Here is a 16,798-nt window from a genome sequence, read left to right as displayed (position 1 = left end):
AGAGCCATACCTATATTCATAAGCTAAAACTCTTTATAAGCTATACCAAATATACAATATTTCAACAACCACTCTCACAATCTCCAAAACAAAAAACCGCCAGCTCCTCTCAGAACTGGCGGCTTCATTTCATCTATATTTACCTTACTCAATCGTCTTAAACAATCTACTCCATCTGATTTTGTTGAGGAAACTGCCGTATGGGTCGGAGGACATCCAGATCATCACGGCTTTGCCTACAATGTGGTCGGCTGGTACGAAGCCCCAGTAGCGGGAGTCGAGGGAGTTGTGACGGTTGTCACCCATCATGAAGTAGTAATCCTGCTTAAAGGTATAGCTCGTGGCTTCTGCACCGTCCAGGTATAGCTTGCCGTCACGTACCTCCGCGTTTTCGTTACGCTCGTAGCCAAGGATCACCTTCTCGTAAAAAGGCAGCGTTTCCGGTGTAATCGCTACGGTAGCGCCTTCTTTCGGGATGTAAAGAGGACCGAAGTTGTCTTTGTTCCATTCGTACTTGCTCGGCACATGCGGGAATACTTCCGCATCACCTTTACCCGCTTCGTCCATCAGGAGCGTTGCCTCTTTGATGAAATCAAGCTGAGCGAGGGCCTTGGCTTTCTCAGGAGAAGTATCTACAATATAACCGCCCTGCCACTGAATCACATCCGTAATGTCACGCTCCAGGAAGAACTTCTCTGCCAGGCGCTGCTCCGTAGAGAGAAAGTACTTATACTGCATTTTATCCGGATTCTCAGCCATCTGACCGTTGATGTATACCTGCATGTTGCGGATCTCGATGGAGTCGCCGGCAATACCGATACAACGCTTGATGTAATTGGTGCGCAGGTCGGCCGGGTGATGCTCTTCCGGAGGATAGTTGAACACTACCACATCATTGCGCTGTACCTCTGAGAAACCTGGCAAGCGGTATGATTTCAGCTGAATCGCGTCGGAGTAAGAGGGAATGTTCGTCCCCCAGATGGTCTGGTGCGTGAGCGGTACCTGCAGCGGGGTGATCGGGGTGCGTGGACCGTAGTGCAGCTTGCTCACAAACAAGAAGTCACCCACCAGCAGCGACTTCTCCATAGAGGGTGTCGGGATGGTATAGGCCTCAAAAGTAGCCCAGCGGATCAAACTGGCCGCGATAACGGCAAATAAGATGGCGTCGCCCCACTCACGTGCAAAGCTCTTTTTCTTTTTAGGCGCCTTGTTAGCGGGCTTCTTTTCCCAAAACTTTACTTTCATCTATAAAGCGTTTTGTTTCTACAGGTTGAGCATGTCTTTCATGCCGTATACTCCCTGGCGGTCTTTGAGCCACTCAGCTGCCATCAGGGCACCTTCGGCAAATCCGGCACGGCTATGGGCAATGTGGCCCAGTTCTATTTTGTCTACATCCGATTCGTAGGTCACGATGTGGGTGCCTACCACATCCGGCTCACGCTCCGAAATAATATTGAGCTTAGACTTATCTGAATCGTCATCAGCCGCCCAGCCCTGCAGGTCAGGGAAGCTGGCCAGTATACCTTCGGCCGTGGTTATCCCTGTGCCGCTTGGCTTGTCGACCTTATGGAGGTGGTGAATCTCCCGGATAGAGACACTGTACTCCTTATAAGCCTGCATTTTACTGGCAATATATTCGTTAAAATGGAAAAACAAATTAACGCCCACGCTATAATTAGAAGCGTAGAAGAATGCGCCCTTGTTTTCCTGGCACAAAGCTACAGCTTCGCTATACCTGTCCAGCCAGCCTGTAGAGCCTGAAACCACTGGTATACCTTGCGTCAGGCAGTAAGAAATATTGCCAAAGGCAGCTTCCGGATGGGTAAACTCTATGGCTACATCCGTGTTTTCAGGCGTGTAGCTGCTCAGTGTTTCAGCATTGGTATGGTCAATGGTGCCAGCTATCTGGTAACCTTTGGCAAGGGCCATCTGCTCAATGGTTTTCCCCATCTTGCCATAGCCTATCAATAGGATTCTCATTTAGTTCGGGTGTATAAAGTAAGGGTAAGACCGGGCGTAACGCCGTTGGTGGCAGGTGTGCGGAATACGTCGGGCTGCACACGCAGGCTCAGGTTGTCACTCACGTCAAACTCGCGCAGGTGGCCGTGCACGTAAGCTTCCGCTATTTGCATGCCGTAAGCCAGCACTGATATGATGATGGTCAGGTCACGGTTGCGACGGTAAAAATCGCGGCTCACACGCAGGTTCTGGGTTCCGTTTTGCACATCAGCACCATAAACAGGGTCATTGTAGTAGGCGTCGTATACCTGGTAAAAGTTATCGCTGCGTCCTGTACGGGCATTGAGCGCCGCCCTGAACTCCTGGTACTTGTTGTTGTTGTCGATAATAAAGTAACCCAGCACACCGCCAGTAGCATAAATGATGGGCACCTTCCACCAGGCACCGTTGTATACCTGACCTGCTCCGGGTATGATGGCCGAAAAAAGAGCTGCGCGTCCAGGACGGCCCAGGTTTTTGAAGCCGCTCAGGAAAAACTGCTTTTGCTGGGCGGTGTCAGCTTCGGAAGTTAGCACCAAAACCGAGTCCGGTCCGGATGTGACAACTTGCGCCCTGGCCTGCGACGGCAGCAGCTGCGAAAAGAGTAATGCCACAAATAATGCTATACCAGGCGCTAACCTCATGCTGTTCTCTTAGTAGTTCAGAATCTCCAATATACGGTTCAGCTCGTCCACCGATACAAAAGGGATCTTGATCTCACCTTTGCCATCGTTATTGGCCTTCACCAAAATCTTGGTGCCAAATTGCGAAGAAAGCTTTTTTTCGACTCCCTTCAACTCTTCATCATACCTGTTGAAGACCAGTTTTTGTTGCGGATCCGGCTTTTTACTGGCATTCTGCACATTACGTACCAGTTCCTCCACCTTGCGCACCGACAGCTCCTCAGCCACTACCTTGCGGAAGATCTCCAGCTGCTTGTCGATCGTATCGATGTTAATCAGCGCTCTGGCATGGCCCATGCTGATCACATTGTCGCGCAGGGCGATCTGGATGTCTGGCGGCAGTTTAAGCAGGCGCAGGTAGTTGGTTACCGTCGTGCGTTTCTTGCCTACGCGGTCGCCCAGTTCCTCCTGCTTCAGGCTACACTCCGTGAGCAGGCGCTGGTAGGAGAGGGCAATCTCGATCGCGTTCAGGTTTTCACGCTGAATGTTCTCGATCAGGGCCATCTCCAGCATCTGCTGGTCGTCGGCCTTGCGGATGTAAGCCGGAATTTCGGTCAGACCAGCCATTTTGGCGGCCTGGTAGCGACGCTCACCTGATATCAGCTGGTAGCTGTTCTGGTCAAGCTGACGAACCGTGATTGGCTGAATAATGCCTTGTATCCTGATAGACTCAGCCAGTTCTTCCAGCGCCGTCTGATCAAAATGCGTACGGGGCTGGTAAGGATTCGTCTGGATGTGTTCAATAGCTATATCTGCGATGGTATTGACTTCGTTAACGGTGGTAGATTCGGCTGTTTTGCCAGTGTACTTGTTACCCTCCAGAAGAGAGCCAAGGCCTCTGCCAAGGCCTCCCTTGCGTGTTGGTACTGGTTTCTTGTTGTCGGACATGTAATCGTAAGGTTATTTCGCCAGCGCAACGCTGTTCTTCTCTGCTATCTCACGGGCCAGGTTCAGGTAGCTCATGGCACCCTTGCTTTCTGCATCGTACAGAATGGCAGGTATACCATAACCCGGAGACTCGCTCAACTTCACATTTCTCGGGATGATCGTATCAAACACCATTTGCTGGAAGTGCGTTTTCACCTCCTCCACCACCTGGTTGCTCAGGCGCAGACGCACATCATACATCGTTAGCAGGATGCCCTCAATGGCAAGCTCCGTATTCAGGCGCGTCGTGATAATTTTTATCGTGTTGAGCAGTTTGCCCAAACCTTCCAACGCAAAATACTCACACTGAACAGGTATCACCACCGAGTCGGCCGCCGTAAGCGAGTTTACCGTGATAAGGCCCAGTGAAGGCGAACAGTCGATAATGATGAAGTCGTACACCTCCTTGAGCGGAGCCAGCGCTTCGCGCATCCTCTCCTCCCTGTTCGGAATGTTGATCATCTCCACCTCAGCGCCCACCAGGTCGATGTGCGAGGGGATCAAATCCAGGGACTCCAGGTTAGGGGATTTCAGGATAATGTCTTCTATATTCGCTTCCCCTACCATGCACTCGTAGATATTGCTGCTGATGCTGGCGGGGTCGAAGCCGAGGCCCGATGTGGCGTTGGCCTGCGGGTCTGCGTCAACGAGTAATGTCTTAAATTCGAGGGCTGCCAGGCTCGCAGCCAGGTTTATGGCTGTGGTGGTCTTGCCTACGCCACCTTTTTGGTTTGCAACCGCTATTATTTTTCCCATCTAAAAATTATAGGTTTATAGTCTGACCTATCTCCATCAATATTAGTTCCTTGCCGGCCATCTGCGCCACTTCCTTCACTTCTTCATGGTCTATTTTGATGTAAGGGAAGGTGTCGTAATGCATGCCGATCACCTTGTCTACCTGCACAAAATCGGCCGCTACCAGGGCATCGTGGATGTCCATGGTAAAGTTATCGCCGATCGGCATCAGGGCAAAGTCCACATCATACTGCTCAGGTATGAGTTTCATGTCGTAGGTGAGGGCCGTATCGCCGGCAAAATAAAATGTCTGATTCTCTGTTTCCACCACAAATCCGGCTGCTACACCAGCGTAAGTGCCATCTGGCAGGGAGCTGGAATGCACGGCGTTCACCATTTTCACAGTGCCAAATGGCAATGTTACCTTACCGCCGGTGTTCATCGGGTGGGTCTTTTCTATACCTTTCCCCTCATACCAGCTCGCGATCTCAAAATTGGCTACAATGGTGGCACCGTTTTTTTTTGCGATACGCTCCGCATCATGCACGTGGTCCTGATGACCGTGCGAGAGCAGAATGTAATCAGCCTTGATGCTGTCCACGTCGATGTCCTTGGCCAGCTCGTTCGGAGAGATAAACGGGTCGAATAGAATGCGGTGCTCACCGATTTTGAAAAGAAAGCAGGACTGTCCGTAATACGTTATTTCCATAGTTTGCATTTTTTAATCTGTTAGCCCGAATTGGGTATAGAACTTTTACAAAGATACAGTTTTTTGCGCAGAACGTATGATGTTCCACGCGCAGCGGCGTATATTTTTATCCACGATTTTGGGGGTTATCCACATTCCGTACCAGGGTGTTCCTTAAGCGGCTAGCCATAGGATACGTGCATTTTAAGGCCATAAAAGCAAGCGGGTCCGACTGCTCTTGTAGCTGCCGGACCCGCTTGCTTCGGTGGTTCGTTTATATAACAACGCCGCGTGGAACTATTTATTTTGGACCGGCCCTGTTTTATACCCCAGACCGCAGCAGGGTTCAGCCTTGTGGTTCGTTTGGATTGTTTCTTTTCCGCTCGACCCTGATCTCTTCCCGGCGCAGCTCCACATGCTGTGTATCGTGCTCTTCAGTGCGCCGCTTCGTAACGTGTATCTCCTCTACCACCAGCAGGCGCTTCTCCACTACCAGAACTTCTTTCAGCACAGGTATAATCATCTTATCGCCTTCATAGCGTACCGGCGGTGGGGGGGTGTCAACATACTGGTTTACTTCGACGCGTTCTATTTCTGCCTCTTCATGTATGATCGGCAGGTCCAGGTCCACATCTTCCCGGTGCACTTCTTTAGCAATGTGCACATTGCCTGTCTCTCTGACTTCAGTGTCTACCCGCACCTGCTCTTCAATCACAGGTATCGTCTTACTGTACTCAATGTCAACGTCCAGTTTCTCCCGCTCGTCACGGCCATACTCATCCTGTATGTCCCGCTCTTCCAGTGGGGTGGTGCGACTCTCGCGTAGCTTCTCGTCAAATTCTGATTTAAGTTTGTCTGATTTCTTGCTCATGGTTTGGTGCTATATGTGGTGAAGGGGAATAGGCTACTATCGATTTGGTAGTCAGATTGTACGGGCAGTGCAGGGGATGGTTCATGGCTTTACGGAGGTTGTTTTACTGTATTCCTTCAGTAAAACAGCAAGAGGCAGCCACATCATGACTGCCTCTTGCCTTATCTACAAAATCTTTCCCTATATATTGCGAGGGTTGCCGGGTTTGTTACCCGGGTTGCGAAGGTCTTTGTCTCTGTCTAGTTTGTCAATGTCCACATCAGTCTTGCGTACGGTATCCCTTACAGTTTCGTCTCGCTGTTCTGTGTGCTTGTTGATCTTCACTTCTTCTACTACGCGGGCCTCCTTGTTAACTACAGGCACCTCAGCGCGTTCCGTAATGTTGATCTCTCCTTCCTTGAAGTTCTGAAAGTCGCGGTCTGTTGCAGGTCGGTTTACTTTGTTACGCTCTACATCCACATGTTCTTCACGCAGACGCAGATGCTCTTCTACAGGGCGCTCCACAATGCGGCTTCTCATGCGCACACCGCCACGCTCTACTTCACGTTTACCTACGTTCATACGCTCCTCCATAATCGGAATAGACTGGCTAGAGTCGCCTGTTCGCCCGGTGTTGGTCTGGTTCGTGCCCTGTGGTGGTCTGGCTGTACCGGCCTGTGGATTGTTTTGTGCCACATGCTCGTCTACATCCACTGCGCCACATGAGTCCAGTACTTCAGCAGCTTTCTCTGCCTGCTGGCGGGAGTCGGCGTGTACCGTCACTACCCAGCCTCTGCGGGCAGCCTGTGTATGTTTGTTGGCTTCATCATTTGTGCCAAATAGCGATCCAAAGAAACCGCTTACACCATCATTGTCTTTGTCTCTGGTGCTGCCTACTTGCCTCGCTGAAGCAGAAGCAGGGTTTGCTATATCTACTTTGTCACGGCCAATATGGTGCGTGCTCTCTAGCTTTTGCACCGCAGCCTGTGCGTCTATACCTTCTTTAAAAATGCCTATTACAGTTTGTCGTTCCATAGTTATGTGTGCGTTATGTTTAATATTAGGGGTACTTATGCCGTCTTAGTGGCCCGGGGACTCCACCACCCGGTCAATGTGGTTAGTTAGTATGCTCAGTGGGAAATTATGTTCCCATTTAGTTCTTTAAAATCAAGGCCACAGCAGAACCTTGTGCCTGTCGGTCAATAAGTACTCTTCCTGCAAAATATTCCAATAAGAGCTTCCAGATAGTGAAGCACAAGGACAAGGATACTTTTTTATATAGCTTAAATTGAATTAATATTTCTCATAGCCTGGTAATCGAAATTTGGAAAATATATTATATATAAATATAAATTTCCAAATAACCTGCTCTGAGATGGCCCTCTATTTTTTTACGGCCTCAGTTAGGATTGGTTATTGGTATTTCAAAATTACAGGAAGGCTCAATCCTATATTTGAACCTAGTGTTATTGAGATGCAAGTGCAGAAAAAGGGGATAGCATTAGGAGAGGCCAATATTGCGAAGCAGCTTCAGTGAAAACAGGCTAGAGTAAATTTTTTGAAGGAAGCAGAGGTAGAATTCTGGATAGCCTGGCGTTACCTTACAGGTAGCCTTCGTTTCGCTTCCTCATCCGCCATCTTCATGAGCAGGGTATGTACGCTCTCCTGGAAGTCCAACAAGGGCTTCGGGCCACCTTCTTCCTGTTGTACCCGCTTTACTTCTTTGCCCGCTTCATAGAATGTGGTGATGGTGGAGGGCATATCGCTCCAGTTAGTCAGGTACATGTCCTGCAGCGATGCATAGTTTAGCTTTGCTATTTCCTGACGTATCTCCTCCAGTTGTTGGGGCGACAGAGTAAAGGTCACTGTATCCGTAACAGGCACATGGCTATACCCGATATAGCGTATGCTGCCATTCGCCAGAATGGTTGCCTCATAGGAGGGGCAGGTGCCAAGGCAGGGTGTTTTCTGGAAATGCAGCAGCGGGGCGTCCAGTGCTTGCGCACTACTTTTCTGAGCAGTACTGCAGCCTGCCACCAGGATCAGTCCCAGTCCAAGACCTAATTTCAGCAGAAAGAGTAGTGTGTGCATGGCAGTTAGTTATCATTATTGCCCCTGGGGCAGTTTACGAAACTTGCCCTGTTCCAGTACATAGGCAGCAGGTTCGCAGTAAGGGCAATCTATGTAATTGTGCGAAGAGTCAGGCGGATTAACTATAAATATACGGCTGTCCGGACTAAATTGTGCGCCCGTACTGCTCTGCACCTTGTCAAGCACTTTTCCGTCCTGCCGGTCAACTACATAATGCTCCTGGCAGGTAGTGCCACAGCCAACGGTGACCACAGTATACCTGCCGGCAAAGTTTATGCCTTGTTTCAGACCTTCCTGCAGGGCTGAGCGGTATTGTCGGGCATCAGCATGGCTAGCTTCATCTAAAGGGGCTAAGCGGCCCTGGTAAGTCTCCTGCACCCGAAATGCCTCGTCGCTCTGATAAGCCTCCATACGCAGGCGGTAGCGCTGGTATAGTTCCGGGTTCTCTTCTGATGTGATGGGCATGCGCACCGTATCACGTTGCAGGTGCTCTTCCAGCTTCGGGTGTGTGCTGGCAATGGTCTTCTCTTCGTCAGTCTGTTGCTGACAGGCAGCTCCTAGTATGGCCACAAATGACAGTGGCAGTAGGAGGTAGGGTAGTGTATTCTTTCGCATGTTTCTAATATAGGTATAGGGCTATACGCAAAGCAGCGAATATGGTCAACAAAAAAGCCCCGAACTGCTTCGGGGCTTCCTGTAAGGTATAGCATATGAATGCTTATTTCTTGAGTTTCGGGTTGTTGCGACGCTGCTGCTCTTTGTCGGCTGCGGCACGCATGGCCTCCTGCATACGCTCTGTAAAGGAGGGACCGCCGGTTTTCTTCTTCTCCTTGCGCTTGTCTCTGTTCTCTTCCAGTTTCGCTCTGATCTTGCCTTCATCCACAAACTTGCGGATAAGCGCCTGCTGACCGAAAGTCACCATGTTCGACACGAAGTAGTAGAAAGAAAGACCTGCCGGGAAGGAGTTCAGCACGAACATGAAGATGATCGGCATCAGGTAGGTATACATCTTCATCGGACCCTGCATCGTGTTCATCTGGTTGTTAGACCAGGTATAGAGGATCGTCGAAGCCGTCATCAACAGCGTGAACATACTCACGTGGTCGCCATAGAAAGGTATAGTGAACGGCAATCTGGCAAACACGTCATAGGTTGAAAGGTCATCAGCCCACAGGAATGCCTCCTGGCGCAGCTCGATCGAGTTCGGGAAGAAGTTGAACATCGCAAACAGGATCGGGATCTGCAAGAGCATCGGGATACAGCCGCTCAGCGGGTTCACGCCCATTTCGCCGTACAGCTTCATGGTCTCCATCTGCGTCTTCTGCATGTCGCCGTCGTTACGCTCCTTAATGGCATCGATCTCCGGCTTCAGCACCTTCATTTTCGCCATTGACAGGAAGGACTTGTAGGTCAGCGGGAACAGGATCAGCTTGATGTACAGCACCAGCAGGATAATGATGATGCCGTAGTTGCCGAAGTAGTTTTCGAGGAAGTCAAAAGCCGGGATGATGATCCACTTGTTCACCCACGAGAAAATGCCCCAGCCCAGGTCGAGGTTCTTGTTGAACTCGTTGCCCATGTGCTTCAAGATCTTATAGTCGTTCGGACCGAAGTAGTAGGTAAACTCGCCTTTGCCGCTCAGCAGGTCAGCCGTCGGGATCAGGATCTGGGAGTTCAGTGTCTTTACAACAGTCGTGTCAGCCGGGTTGGTCACAGCCTCCAGCTTGGCACCAGAGAAGGTGTTGGCAGCGATAATACCGGCTGTGAAGAAGTTCTGCTTGTTAGCCACCCACTTCATCGGCTCTGTGATCGTCTCTGTCTCCGTACCTTCTGAGATAGACAGATAGTCGAAGCTCTCGTCAGCTGTGTAGTAGTTAATAGTAGACTTGGCACGGTTCTGTGTGATGTCCTTCTCCAGCTGCTTCAGGTTATCGTTCCAGATCATGGTCACGTTGTTGCCGCTGATCTGGTTATCAAGGCCTTTGAAATCCAGCTTGTAACCTACCTGAAAGCTGTTGTCGAACAAGGTATAGATCTGATCAATGGTCTGTCCATTGCCCAGGTCAGCACGGTAGGTGATAGTCTGAGCAGGAACTTCGCCTACGGTCACAGTCTGCACTTCAGACGGTGTGAAGAACAGGTCGGACAGGCGGATGTTCTTGCCATCGTTTGTGGTGAACTGCACATCAGTCTGGCTGCTTTCGCGGTCAAACAGTACCAGGGTATTGCCTCTGTAGTCTTTGTAATTCTTAAGGACCACTTCTTCTACCTGACCACCTTTGCTGTTGAAGGTCACCACCATGTTTTGGTTCTCGAGCGTGGTGGTGCTGGCTTCACCGGTAGCGGCTGCACTGAAAGTGCCCAGCGCGGCGGCGCGGCGCACCTGTGCCAGCGAGTCGTCCTCGGCTACAGGAGCGGGTCCCGTCTGCACCTGCTCTACCTTGGCTGTCTGGTCAAATGCCGGAGTGTTGGCCTCTTCGTTCGTTCCCGAGAAGAAGAAGGAGTAAGCCAGCAGGAGCACGGCAATCAGTCCAAAGCCAATAGCTTGATTTCTATCCATCTAATAAAATAATAATGAGTGTTGGTTAATGCTTATTTAGATTTAGTGTAATTCATAGCCGCTTTCACAAACTTCACGAAAAGCGGGTGCGGATTCAGGACGGTACTCTTCAACTCCGGGTGGTACTGTGCTGCCACAAACCACGGGTGATTTTGCAACTCGATCACTTCTACAAGGCCTGTGTCCGGGTTTATGCCCGAAGCTACCATGCCGGCGTTCTCAAAATCGGCTAAGAACTTGTTGTTGAACTCGTAACGGTGGCGGTGGCGCTCCGATATTTTGGTCTTGCCATAAATAGAAAATGCTTTTGTGCCCTTTTTTAGTTCACAGGTATAGGCACCCAATCGCATGGTACCGCCCTTTTGTGTGATCTGCTTCTGGTCTTCCATCATGTCGATCACCGGGAATGGCGTGTTCGGATCCATCTCAGTGGAGGCAGCGCCTTCCAGACCCAGCACGTTGCGGGCGAACTCCACGGCGGCACATTGCATGCCCAGGCAGATGCCCAGGAACGGTATACCTGCTTCCCGCACAAAGCGGATCGCCTCCAGTTTGCCTTTAAAGCCGCGCTCACCAAAGCCAGGGGCCACCAGCACACCGTCCATACCCTGCAGCAGGCCGGCTACGTTCTCATCGTTGATATTCTCTGACTGGAACCACTTGATGCTCACCTTGCACTCGTTGGCTGCACCAGCATGCACGAAAGACTCCACAATGGACTTGTAGGCATCCGGCAGTTCCACATACTTGCCCACCAGACCAATTTTAACTTCTGCGGTAGGGTTCTTGAGTCGGCCCAAGAATTCTTTCCAGGTTTCGAGTTCCGGCTCACTTTTGTGCGGCAGCTTGAGTTTGGCGATCACGCGCTCGTCCAGCTTCTCCTTGCGCATAAGCAGCGGCACGTCGTATATTGTTTCCGCATCGATTGACTCGATCACGGAGTTTTGCTTCACGTTACAGAACAGCGCGATCTTTTTGCGCAGATCAGTAGGTATATGATGCTCGGAACGGCAAACCAGGATGTCTGGCTGCACACCGGCCTCGGAGAGGTCACGCACCGAATGCTGTGTTGGTTTTGTCTTCAGTTCACCGGCTGCCTTCAGGTAGGGTACCAGGGTCAGATGAATCACGCAGGTTTCATTTACTCCCAATTCCCAGCGCAGCTGACGTACGGCTTCAATAAATGGCAATGACTCGATATCGCCCACGCAACCGCCGATCTCCGTGATCACGATGTCATATTCACCGGACTCGCCCAGCAGCAGCATGCGGCGCTTGATCTCGTCTGTGATGTGTGGAATTACTTGTACCGTTTTGCCCAGGTAAGCACCTTCGCGCTCCTGCGTGATCACATTGTAATAAATGCGACCGGTAGTCACATTATTCGCCTGCGAAGTAGGTACATTCAGGAAACGCTCGTAGTGGCCCAGGTCCAGGTCAGTCTCCGCGCCGTCTTCGGTCACGAAACATTCACCATGCTCGTAGGGGTTGAGCGTGCCCGGGTCGATGTTGATATAAGGGTCGAATTTCTGGATTGTTACAGAGAAGCCCCTTGCCTGCAGCAACTTAGCAAGAGAAGCGGAGATGATACCTTTACCAAGAGAGGAGGTAACGCCTCCTGTAACAAAAATATATTTAGCAGCCATAAGTTAGGTTAAACTTTATGGGCTACAAAGGTACAAGATATATTTGATTTTGTGGTACGATGTCCCATTGTTCTGTCGTTTGCATAGGATATCTTTCTTAACATTCAACAAATACTATAAATAAAAAGCCCCAGCCAAAAGGCCGGGGCTTTCTGTATCATACAATATCAGGAAAATTAACTTTTCGGGTTCAGGATGTTGTCGATACGCACCAAGGCGTCCTGCAGGTGGTACTTGGTCATGCTATCCTGCGTCTTCGGCAGAGAGGCTTTGATCTGGTTGCGCAGGGCCGTCAGCTCGCCGCGCACCATTGGACGGATATCCGACTGCGACACGTTCACCTGTGTGAAGCCCATGAAGGCACGTGCACCACTCGGTACGGAGCGCTGCTCTTCCTTCATCAGGTACTCCATACGATCCAGGTAGCCGCGCTGCAGGTTACGGCGGTACATGTCCACTGTTTTGCCGCTTCCGATCTCAGACCACACGCCGTTGCGCAGGTCGGCCATCATCTCCGGCAAGGTATAGGTCTTGCTGCCCAATGCTGCCTGTGACTCCAGCAGACGCTGCATGCGGCCCGGCTCCAGCACATTGTTCAGGATGTTTACCTGTGCCGTGCGGATACGTTCCACAGCCCCTGCCGACTCGATCTTACGCAGAATGTTCTGGTCCAGCATCCAGGCAGGAGTGGAGAAGCCCTGCTCGTTGAGGAACTTCATGGCACGCTGCTGCTTCTCTTTCGGTACGGCAGCGTACACGTCGCCTTTCTGGTCGTAGGTCTTGTAGTTCTCGTACACCCCGCCGATGTTAGCCGTTACGTGGCCCATATAACGGTTCCACTGACCCAGCACCTGGGTATACATCTCCTGGAGGTCGTCGTAGTTTTTGTTCTCCTCCTTCGTCCACTCCATCAGGTTTGGCATGATGCGCTTCAGGTTCAGGATGCCGTAGTGGCTGGCCAGCATGGCGTCATCACCCAGGTCCTCGGTTTGCGAAGACGGGTCAACCGGGTTGCCCTGCTGGCGGCCGAAGCGGTACATCGGGTCGTTTTCTTTCTCAAGAATCCACTTCGACAGCTTGGCTACGTTATCAAATCCGTTCATCTCCGGGAAGTAGGTATAGCCCCATCTTACCGCATGTTTGTCGTACACACCGATGCCTGGCATCAGGGCAACCCCCTTGTCTTCCGGTTGCGCCACATAGTTAAAGCGGGCATAGTCCATGATAGAAGGGGCAGTGCCCATTTCCTGCGTAAATTTCGCATCGCGCAGTTTTTCCACCGGATAGGCGGCGCTGGAGCCCATGTTGTGCGGCAGACCCAGGGTATGGCCAACTTCGTGTGCGGACACGAAACGAATCAGTTCACCCATCACTTCGTCTTTGAACTTAATGCTGCGGGCATCCGGGTTAATGGCTGCCGTCTGCACAAAGTACCAGTTGCGGAGCAGGTTCATTACGTTGTGGTACCAGCCGATGTGGCTTTCCAGGATCTCGCCGGAGCGCGGGTCGTGCACATTCGGTCCGTAGGCATTCTGCGTCTCAGAAGAGAAGTAGCGGATCACAGAGTAACGGGCATCTTCGGTGCTGAACTCCGGATCTTCTTCCGGGGTAGGAGCGTCTTTTGCGATGATGGCATTTTTGAAGCCAGCCGCCTCGAAGGCCTTGTTCCAGTCTTCCACGCCTTGCTTCAGGTATGGGCGCCATTTCATAGGCGTAGCCGGGTCGATGTAATAAACGATCGGCTTTACCGGCTCTACCAGCTCACCGCGGGCATAAGCCTCTTTGTCTTTCGGCTCGAGTCTCCAGCGCACAATGTAGCGGCGCTTGGCAGCACGCTGCTCGTCTGTGCCGTAGTCAGTCTGCGAAAGGGTAAAGTATCCCACACGCTCGTCAAAACGACGGGCAGGCATCGGCACCTTCGGAAGCAGGAGCATGGAGTGATTCAACTCTACTGTAATTGTACCAGCATTGGAGTTGGCAGGCGGATCAGTTGCCTCGTAGGTCATCAATGAGCGTGCCTCAATATTGAGCGGGAAACTCTTGATGCCCTCCACAAAAGAGCGCTTGTCGTCCAGTTTCTTTACTTTGTGCGTTTCACGCTGGCGCTTGTTCAGACCGAGCGCCTGCACGTCTTTCGAGAAGAAGTCAGTCACTTCGACTACAGAAGCGCCATTGTTGTAGGCCTTTACGTCGAAAGCCTGGATCACTGGAGCCAGGTTAGAGTTCTGCACAGAGTGGAAGATCTCCAACGTGTCGCTGGCCACGTTCTGGTAAGACATCAGGCGCAGCAGGATGCGGTTGCCTTTCTTCTCCCAGCGCAGCATCTGGCGGTTGAGTTCCTCGCCACCGTAGCCGAGGTTAGTGGCTGTCTTGGCGATACGGCTCACCATCAGCATGTCGCGGTTCAGGAGCGTATCCGGAATTTCGTAGAAGTACTTCTCGTCGATGCGGTGTACCTTGAACAGACCTTCGTCGGTTACGGCATTCGGTGTGATGACGCTGGCATATGGTTTTACACCGTTGTCGTCTTTTTTAGCTGCCGGGGTGGACTGTGTCGTGGTTACTTCCTGCTTGGCTTTTTTCTTGTTCTTCTTCTTTTCCTTGCTTTGGGCAAAGGCGGGAGGTGCTACAAGCGCACCAGCCAGAAGCAGTGTAGCCAGCCGGGCATAGCGTACATTTTTGCTCATAATAGGGTGAAAGATTAGGTTAGATTTGGATTAGTGTTTTACAATATACCTGTTTCAGATATTTGATGAAAGACTAGTCCGCAAAAGAATGGTTTAATCGTATCGTCCCGCATCTTTAAATTTAGCTGTTTGCATCAGAACAATACTATAAAAGATAAACATATCACAGCAGAATGAGTAGAAAAATAAGATAGGCCATGCCTCTTGTATGGCCTGACCGGCTCCCTGACCATTAAGCGTTTCACAGCTTAAATCCGACGTGTATCGTCCTTGCTCTTGGTAATCATCACTAATCAAAAATTAACATCAACAGCATGCGAACATCTTTTGTTATAGTTATCGCATGGTGCACCGTTTTTTACACGCAGGCTTACCAGGCGATTGCACAGGGGCATGCGACCAAACACGGTACCGTGAACCTGCAAACCTCCTGCAGTGAGGAGGCGCAGCAGCGTTTTGACACTGGCCTGGCACTCATGCACCACATGATGTATGAGCAGGCGGAGCAGGAGTTTGCCGCCGCAGCAGAGGCCGCTCCGGATTGCGGCATGGCGCAGTGGGGTATCGCCATGAGCTATATCCACCCGCTTTGGGGCGAACGGCCCTCTGATGACAATCTCCGGAAAGGGAAGGCAGCCGTGGAGAATGCCCAGCAGCAAGAGAATCTGACTGATAAAGAAAAAGCTTATATTAAGGCCGTATCCGGGTTCTATGAAAACTGGGAGAATACCAGCTATGCAGATCAACTGAAAGCTTTCGAGAATGGGTATAAGCAGGTGCATCAGGCTTTCCCGGATGAAGTAGAAGCAGCCGCTTTTTATGCGCTGGGTCAGCTTGGCACCGCCCCGAAGACTGATAAAACCTTTGCCAAACAGAAAGAAGCGGGCGCTTTGCTGGAGCAGTTGCATGACAGGAACCCAGACCATCCGGGGCTGTTTCATTACATCATCCATGCCTATGACAATCCCTTGCTGGCAAACAAAGCCGTGAAAGTTTCGAGAGAATATGAGCGTATAGCCCCTGACGTGCCGCACGCCCTGCACATGCCAAGCCACATTTTTATTCGACTGGGTCAGTGGACTGACGCCGTGGACTGGAACATACGCTCAGCAGATGCCGCGCTCCGGCAGTCTTCTAAAGAGGCCGTTTCCATGCACTATCCGCATGCGCTGGATTACATGGCCTATGGTTACCTGCAACAGGGCCGTGACAAAAAAGCGCATGAGGTGGTAGAGAAAATGCAGGCTGTTTCCGGCTATACACCTACGTTCGCGACTGCTTATGCTTTGGCGGCTATACCTGCGCGTCATGCCTTGGAAAGGGGCAAATGGGCTGAAGCTGCTGCTTTGCCTGTCCGGTCTCCTCAAAACTTCACCTGGTATAATTATCCCGGTGCTGAAGCGATTACCCACTTCGCCAAAGGTATAGGAGGTGCCCGTTCAGGCAATATCACGGTGGCAGAAGAGGCCCTGGTAGCATTGGATAAGCTGCGGACACAGCTGAGCGGCTCGGGGGATGCTTATTGGGCTGTGCAGGCCGAAGCGCAACACCTGGCTGTGCAGGCGTGGCTGGAGTTTAAGAAAGGGGATAAGAACAAGGCGCTGGTCATGATGCGGGAAGCAGCTGACAAGGAGGATGCGCTGGACAAACACCCCGTGACGCCTGGAGCCATCTTACCGGCCCGCGAGCTGCTGGGAGATATGCTTTTGTTGAGCAAAAAGCCAGCGGAAGCGATGCAGGCCTATGAAGCCAGTTTGAAGGTATCTCCCAAAAGGTATAACAGTCTCTACGGAGCAGCTCTTGCTGCTGAAAAATCCAAAGACAAGCAAAAGGCGAAGAGCTACTATTTAGAACTACTGGAAATCTCTCCTGAAGCTGATGGCGACCGCGAAAGCTGGGTGCTGGCCAAAAAGTACGCTGCTAAGAAGTAAGG

Annotated in this window: 14 protein-coding genes; 1 reads left to right on the top strand and 13 read right to left on the bottom strand. The window is 51.2% G+C overall.

Annotated elements, in window-relative coordinates:
- Window positions 1–144: 144 nt before the first annotated feature.
- From lepB to AC5FXQ_RS06195, 13 genes are all read right to left on the bottom strand, one after another.
- Window positions 145–1,245: a signal peptidase I gene (gene lepB, locus AC5FXQ_RS06255; protein ID WP_493601635.1), complete on the bottom strand. Its 1,101-nt coding sequence runs from the start codon at window positions 1,243–1,245 to the stop codon at window positions 145–147.
- Window positions 1,246–1,263: 18 nt separating this feature from the next.
- Window positions 1,264–1,980 (bottom strand): 4-hydroxy-tetrahydrodipicolinate reductase, encoded by a 717-nt coding sequence (gene dapB, locus AC5FXQ_RS06250; protein ID WP_493601634.1) that lies wholly within the window; start codon window positions 1,978–1,980, stop codon window positions 1,264–1,266.
- The gene (locus tag AC5FXQ_RS06245) at window positions 1,977–2,642 is read right to left on the bottom strand and encodes a DUF5683 domain-containing protein (protein WP_493601633.1); all 666 of its coding nucleotides are present in this window, start codon (window positions 2,640–2,642) and stop codon (window positions 1,977–1,979) included. The genes dapB and AC5FXQ_RS06245 overlap by 4 nt, the downstream gene beginning before the upstream one ends.
- 9 nt (window positions 2,643–2,651) lie before the next feature.
- Window positions 2,652–3,569 (bottom strand): ParB/RepB/Spo0J family partition protein, encoded by a 918-nt coding sequence (locus AC5FXQ_RS06240; RefSeq protein WP_493601632.1) that lies wholly within the window; start codon window positions 3,567–3,569, stop codon window positions 2,652–2,654.
- A 12-nt stretch (window positions 3,570–3,581) separates the two neighbouring features.
- Window positions 3,582–4,364 carry a ParA family protein gene (locus AC5FXQ_RS06235; RefSeq protein WP_493601631.1) on the bottom strand — a complete coding sequence of 261 codons (783 nt, stop codon included), beginning with the start codon at window positions 4,362–4,364 and terminating at the stop codon, window positions 3,582–3,584.
- 7 nt (window positions 4,365–4,371) lie between these two features.
- Window positions 4,372–5,052 (bottom strand): metal-dependent hydrolase, encoded by a 681-nt coding sequence (locus tag AC5FXQ_RS06230; protein ID WP_493601630.1) that lies wholly within the window; start codon window positions 5,050–5,052, stop codon window positions 4,372–4,374.
- A gap of 325 nt (window positions 5,053–5,377) precedes the next feature.
- Window positions 5,378–5,902 carry a YsnF/AvaK domain-containing protein gene (locus AC5FXQ_RS06225; RefSeq protein WP_493601629.1) on the bottom strand — a complete coding sequence of 175 codons (525 nt, stop codon included), beginning with the start codon at window positions 5,900–5,902 and terminating at the stop codon, window positions 5,378–5,380.
- Window positions 5,903–6,082: 180 nt separating this feature from the next.
- A complete protein-coding gene (locus AC5FXQ_RS06220; RefSeq protein WP_493601628.1) occupies window positions 6,083–6,916 on the bottom strand; it encodes a YsnF/AvaK domain-containing protein in 834 nt (277 codons plus the stop codon).
- A gap of 561 nt (window positions 6,917–7,477) precedes the next feature.
- Window positions 7,478–7,972, bottom strand: coding sequence for a DUF6438 domain-containing protein (locus AC5FXQ_RS06215; protein WP_493601627.1), 495 nt, complete (start codon window positions 7,970–7,972; stop codon window positions 7,478–7,480).
- A gap of 15 nt (window positions 7,973–7,987) precedes the next feature.
- Window positions 7,988–8,587 (bottom strand): hypothetical protein, encoded by a 600-nt coding sequence (locus AC5FXQ_RS06210; RefSeq protein WP_493601626.1) that lies wholly within the window; start codon window positions 8,585–8,587, stop codon window positions 7,988–7,990.
- A 103-nt stretch (window positions 8,588–8,690) separates the two neighbouring features.
- Complete coding sequence (yidC, locus tag AC5FXQ_RS06205) at window positions 8,691–10,532, bottom strand: membrane protein insertase YidC (protein ID WP_493601625.1); 1,842 nt, start codon at window positions 10,530–10,532, stop codon at window positions 8,691–8,693.
- Between the two features lie 32 nt (window positions 10,533–10,564).
- Entirely contained in the window at window positions 10,565–12,178 is a 1,614-nt protein-coding gene (gene pyrG, locus AC5FXQ_RS06200; protein WP_493601624.1) for a CTP synthase, read from the bottom strand.
- Window positions 12,179–12,354: 176 nt separating this feature from the next.
- Window positions 12,355–14,865: a zinc-dependent metalloprotease gene (locus AC5FXQ_RS06195; protein ID WP_493601623.1), complete on the bottom strand. Its 2,511-nt coding sequence runs from the start codon at window positions 14,863–14,865 to the stop codon at window positions 12,355–12,357.
- A gap of 314 nt (window positions 14,866–15,179) precedes the next feature.
- Between AC5FXQ_RS06195 and AC5FXQ_RS06190 the strand changes: the two genes are divergently transcribed.
- Window positions 15,180–16,796: a tetratricopeptide repeat protein gene (locus AC5FXQ_RS06190; protein ID WP_493601622.1), complete on the top strand. Its 1,617-nt coding sequence runs from the start codon at window positions 15,180–15,182 to the stop codon at window positions 16,794–16,796.
- Window positions 16,797–16,798 lie beyond the last annotated feature (2 nt).

The sequence above is a fragment of the Pontibacter sp. LHS1 genome, assembly GCF_058932855.1.
Note: the sequence above shows the minus strand (reverse complement) of the source record. Positions and strands in the feature narration are given on the sequence as shown.

Coding starts and splice junctions, on each gene's coding strand:
- lepB (WP_493601635.1), bottom strand. CDS start 1,245: ATGAAAGTAAAGTTTTGGGAAAAGAAGCCCGCTAACAAGGCGCCTAAA.
- dapB (WP_493601634.1), bottom strand. CDS start 1,980: ATGAGAATCCTATTGATAGGCTATGGCAAGATGGGGAAAACCATTGAG.
- AC5FXQ_RS06245 (WP_493601633.1), bottom strand. CDS start 2,642: ATGAGGTTAGCGCCTGGTATAGCATTATTTGTGGCATTACTCTTTTCG.
- AC5FXQ_RS06240 (WP_493601632.1), bottom strand. CDS start 3,569: ATGTCCGACAACAAGAAACCAGTACCAACACGCAAGGGAGGCCTTGGC.
- AC5FXQ_RS06235 (WP_493601631.1), bottom strand. CDS start 4,364: ATGGGAAAAATAATAGCGGTTGCAAACCAAAAAGGTGGCGTAGGCAAG.
- AC5FXQ_RS06230 (WP_493601630.1), bottom strand. CDS start 5,052: ATGGAAATAACGTATTACGGACAGTCCTGCTTTCTTTTCAAAATCGGT.
- AC5FXQ_RS06225 (WP_493601629.1), bottom strand. CDS start 5,902: ATGAGCAAGAAATCAGACAAACTTAAATCAGAATTTGACGAGAAGCTA.
- AC5FXQ_RS06220 (WP_493601628.1), bottom strand. CDS start 6,916: ATGGAACGACAAACTGTAATAGGCATTTTTAAAGAAGGTATAGACGCA.
- AC5FXQ_RS06215 (WP_493601627.1), bottom strand. CDS start 7,972: ATGCACACACTACTCTTTCTGCTGAAATTAGGTCTTGGACTGGGACTG.
- AC5FXQ_RS06210 (WP_493601626.1), bottom strand. CDS start 8,587: ATGCGAAAGAATACACTACCCTACCTCCTACTGCCACTGTCATTTGTG.
- yidC (WP_493601625.1), bottom strand. CDS start 10,532: ATGGATAGAAATCAAGCTATTGGCTTTGGACTGATTGCCGTGCTCCTG.
- pyrG (WP_493601624.1), bottom strand. CDS start 12,178: ATGGCTGCTAAATATATTTTTGTTACAGGAGGCGTTACCTCCTCTCTT.
- AC5FXQ_RS06195 (WP_493601623.1), bottom strand. CDS start 14,865: ATGAGCAAAAATGTACGCTATGCCCGGCTGGCTACACTGCTTCTGGCT.
- AC5FXQ_RS06190 (WP_493601622.1), top strand. CDS start 15,180: ATGCGAACATCTTTTGTTATAGTTATCGCATGGTGCACCGTTTTTTAC.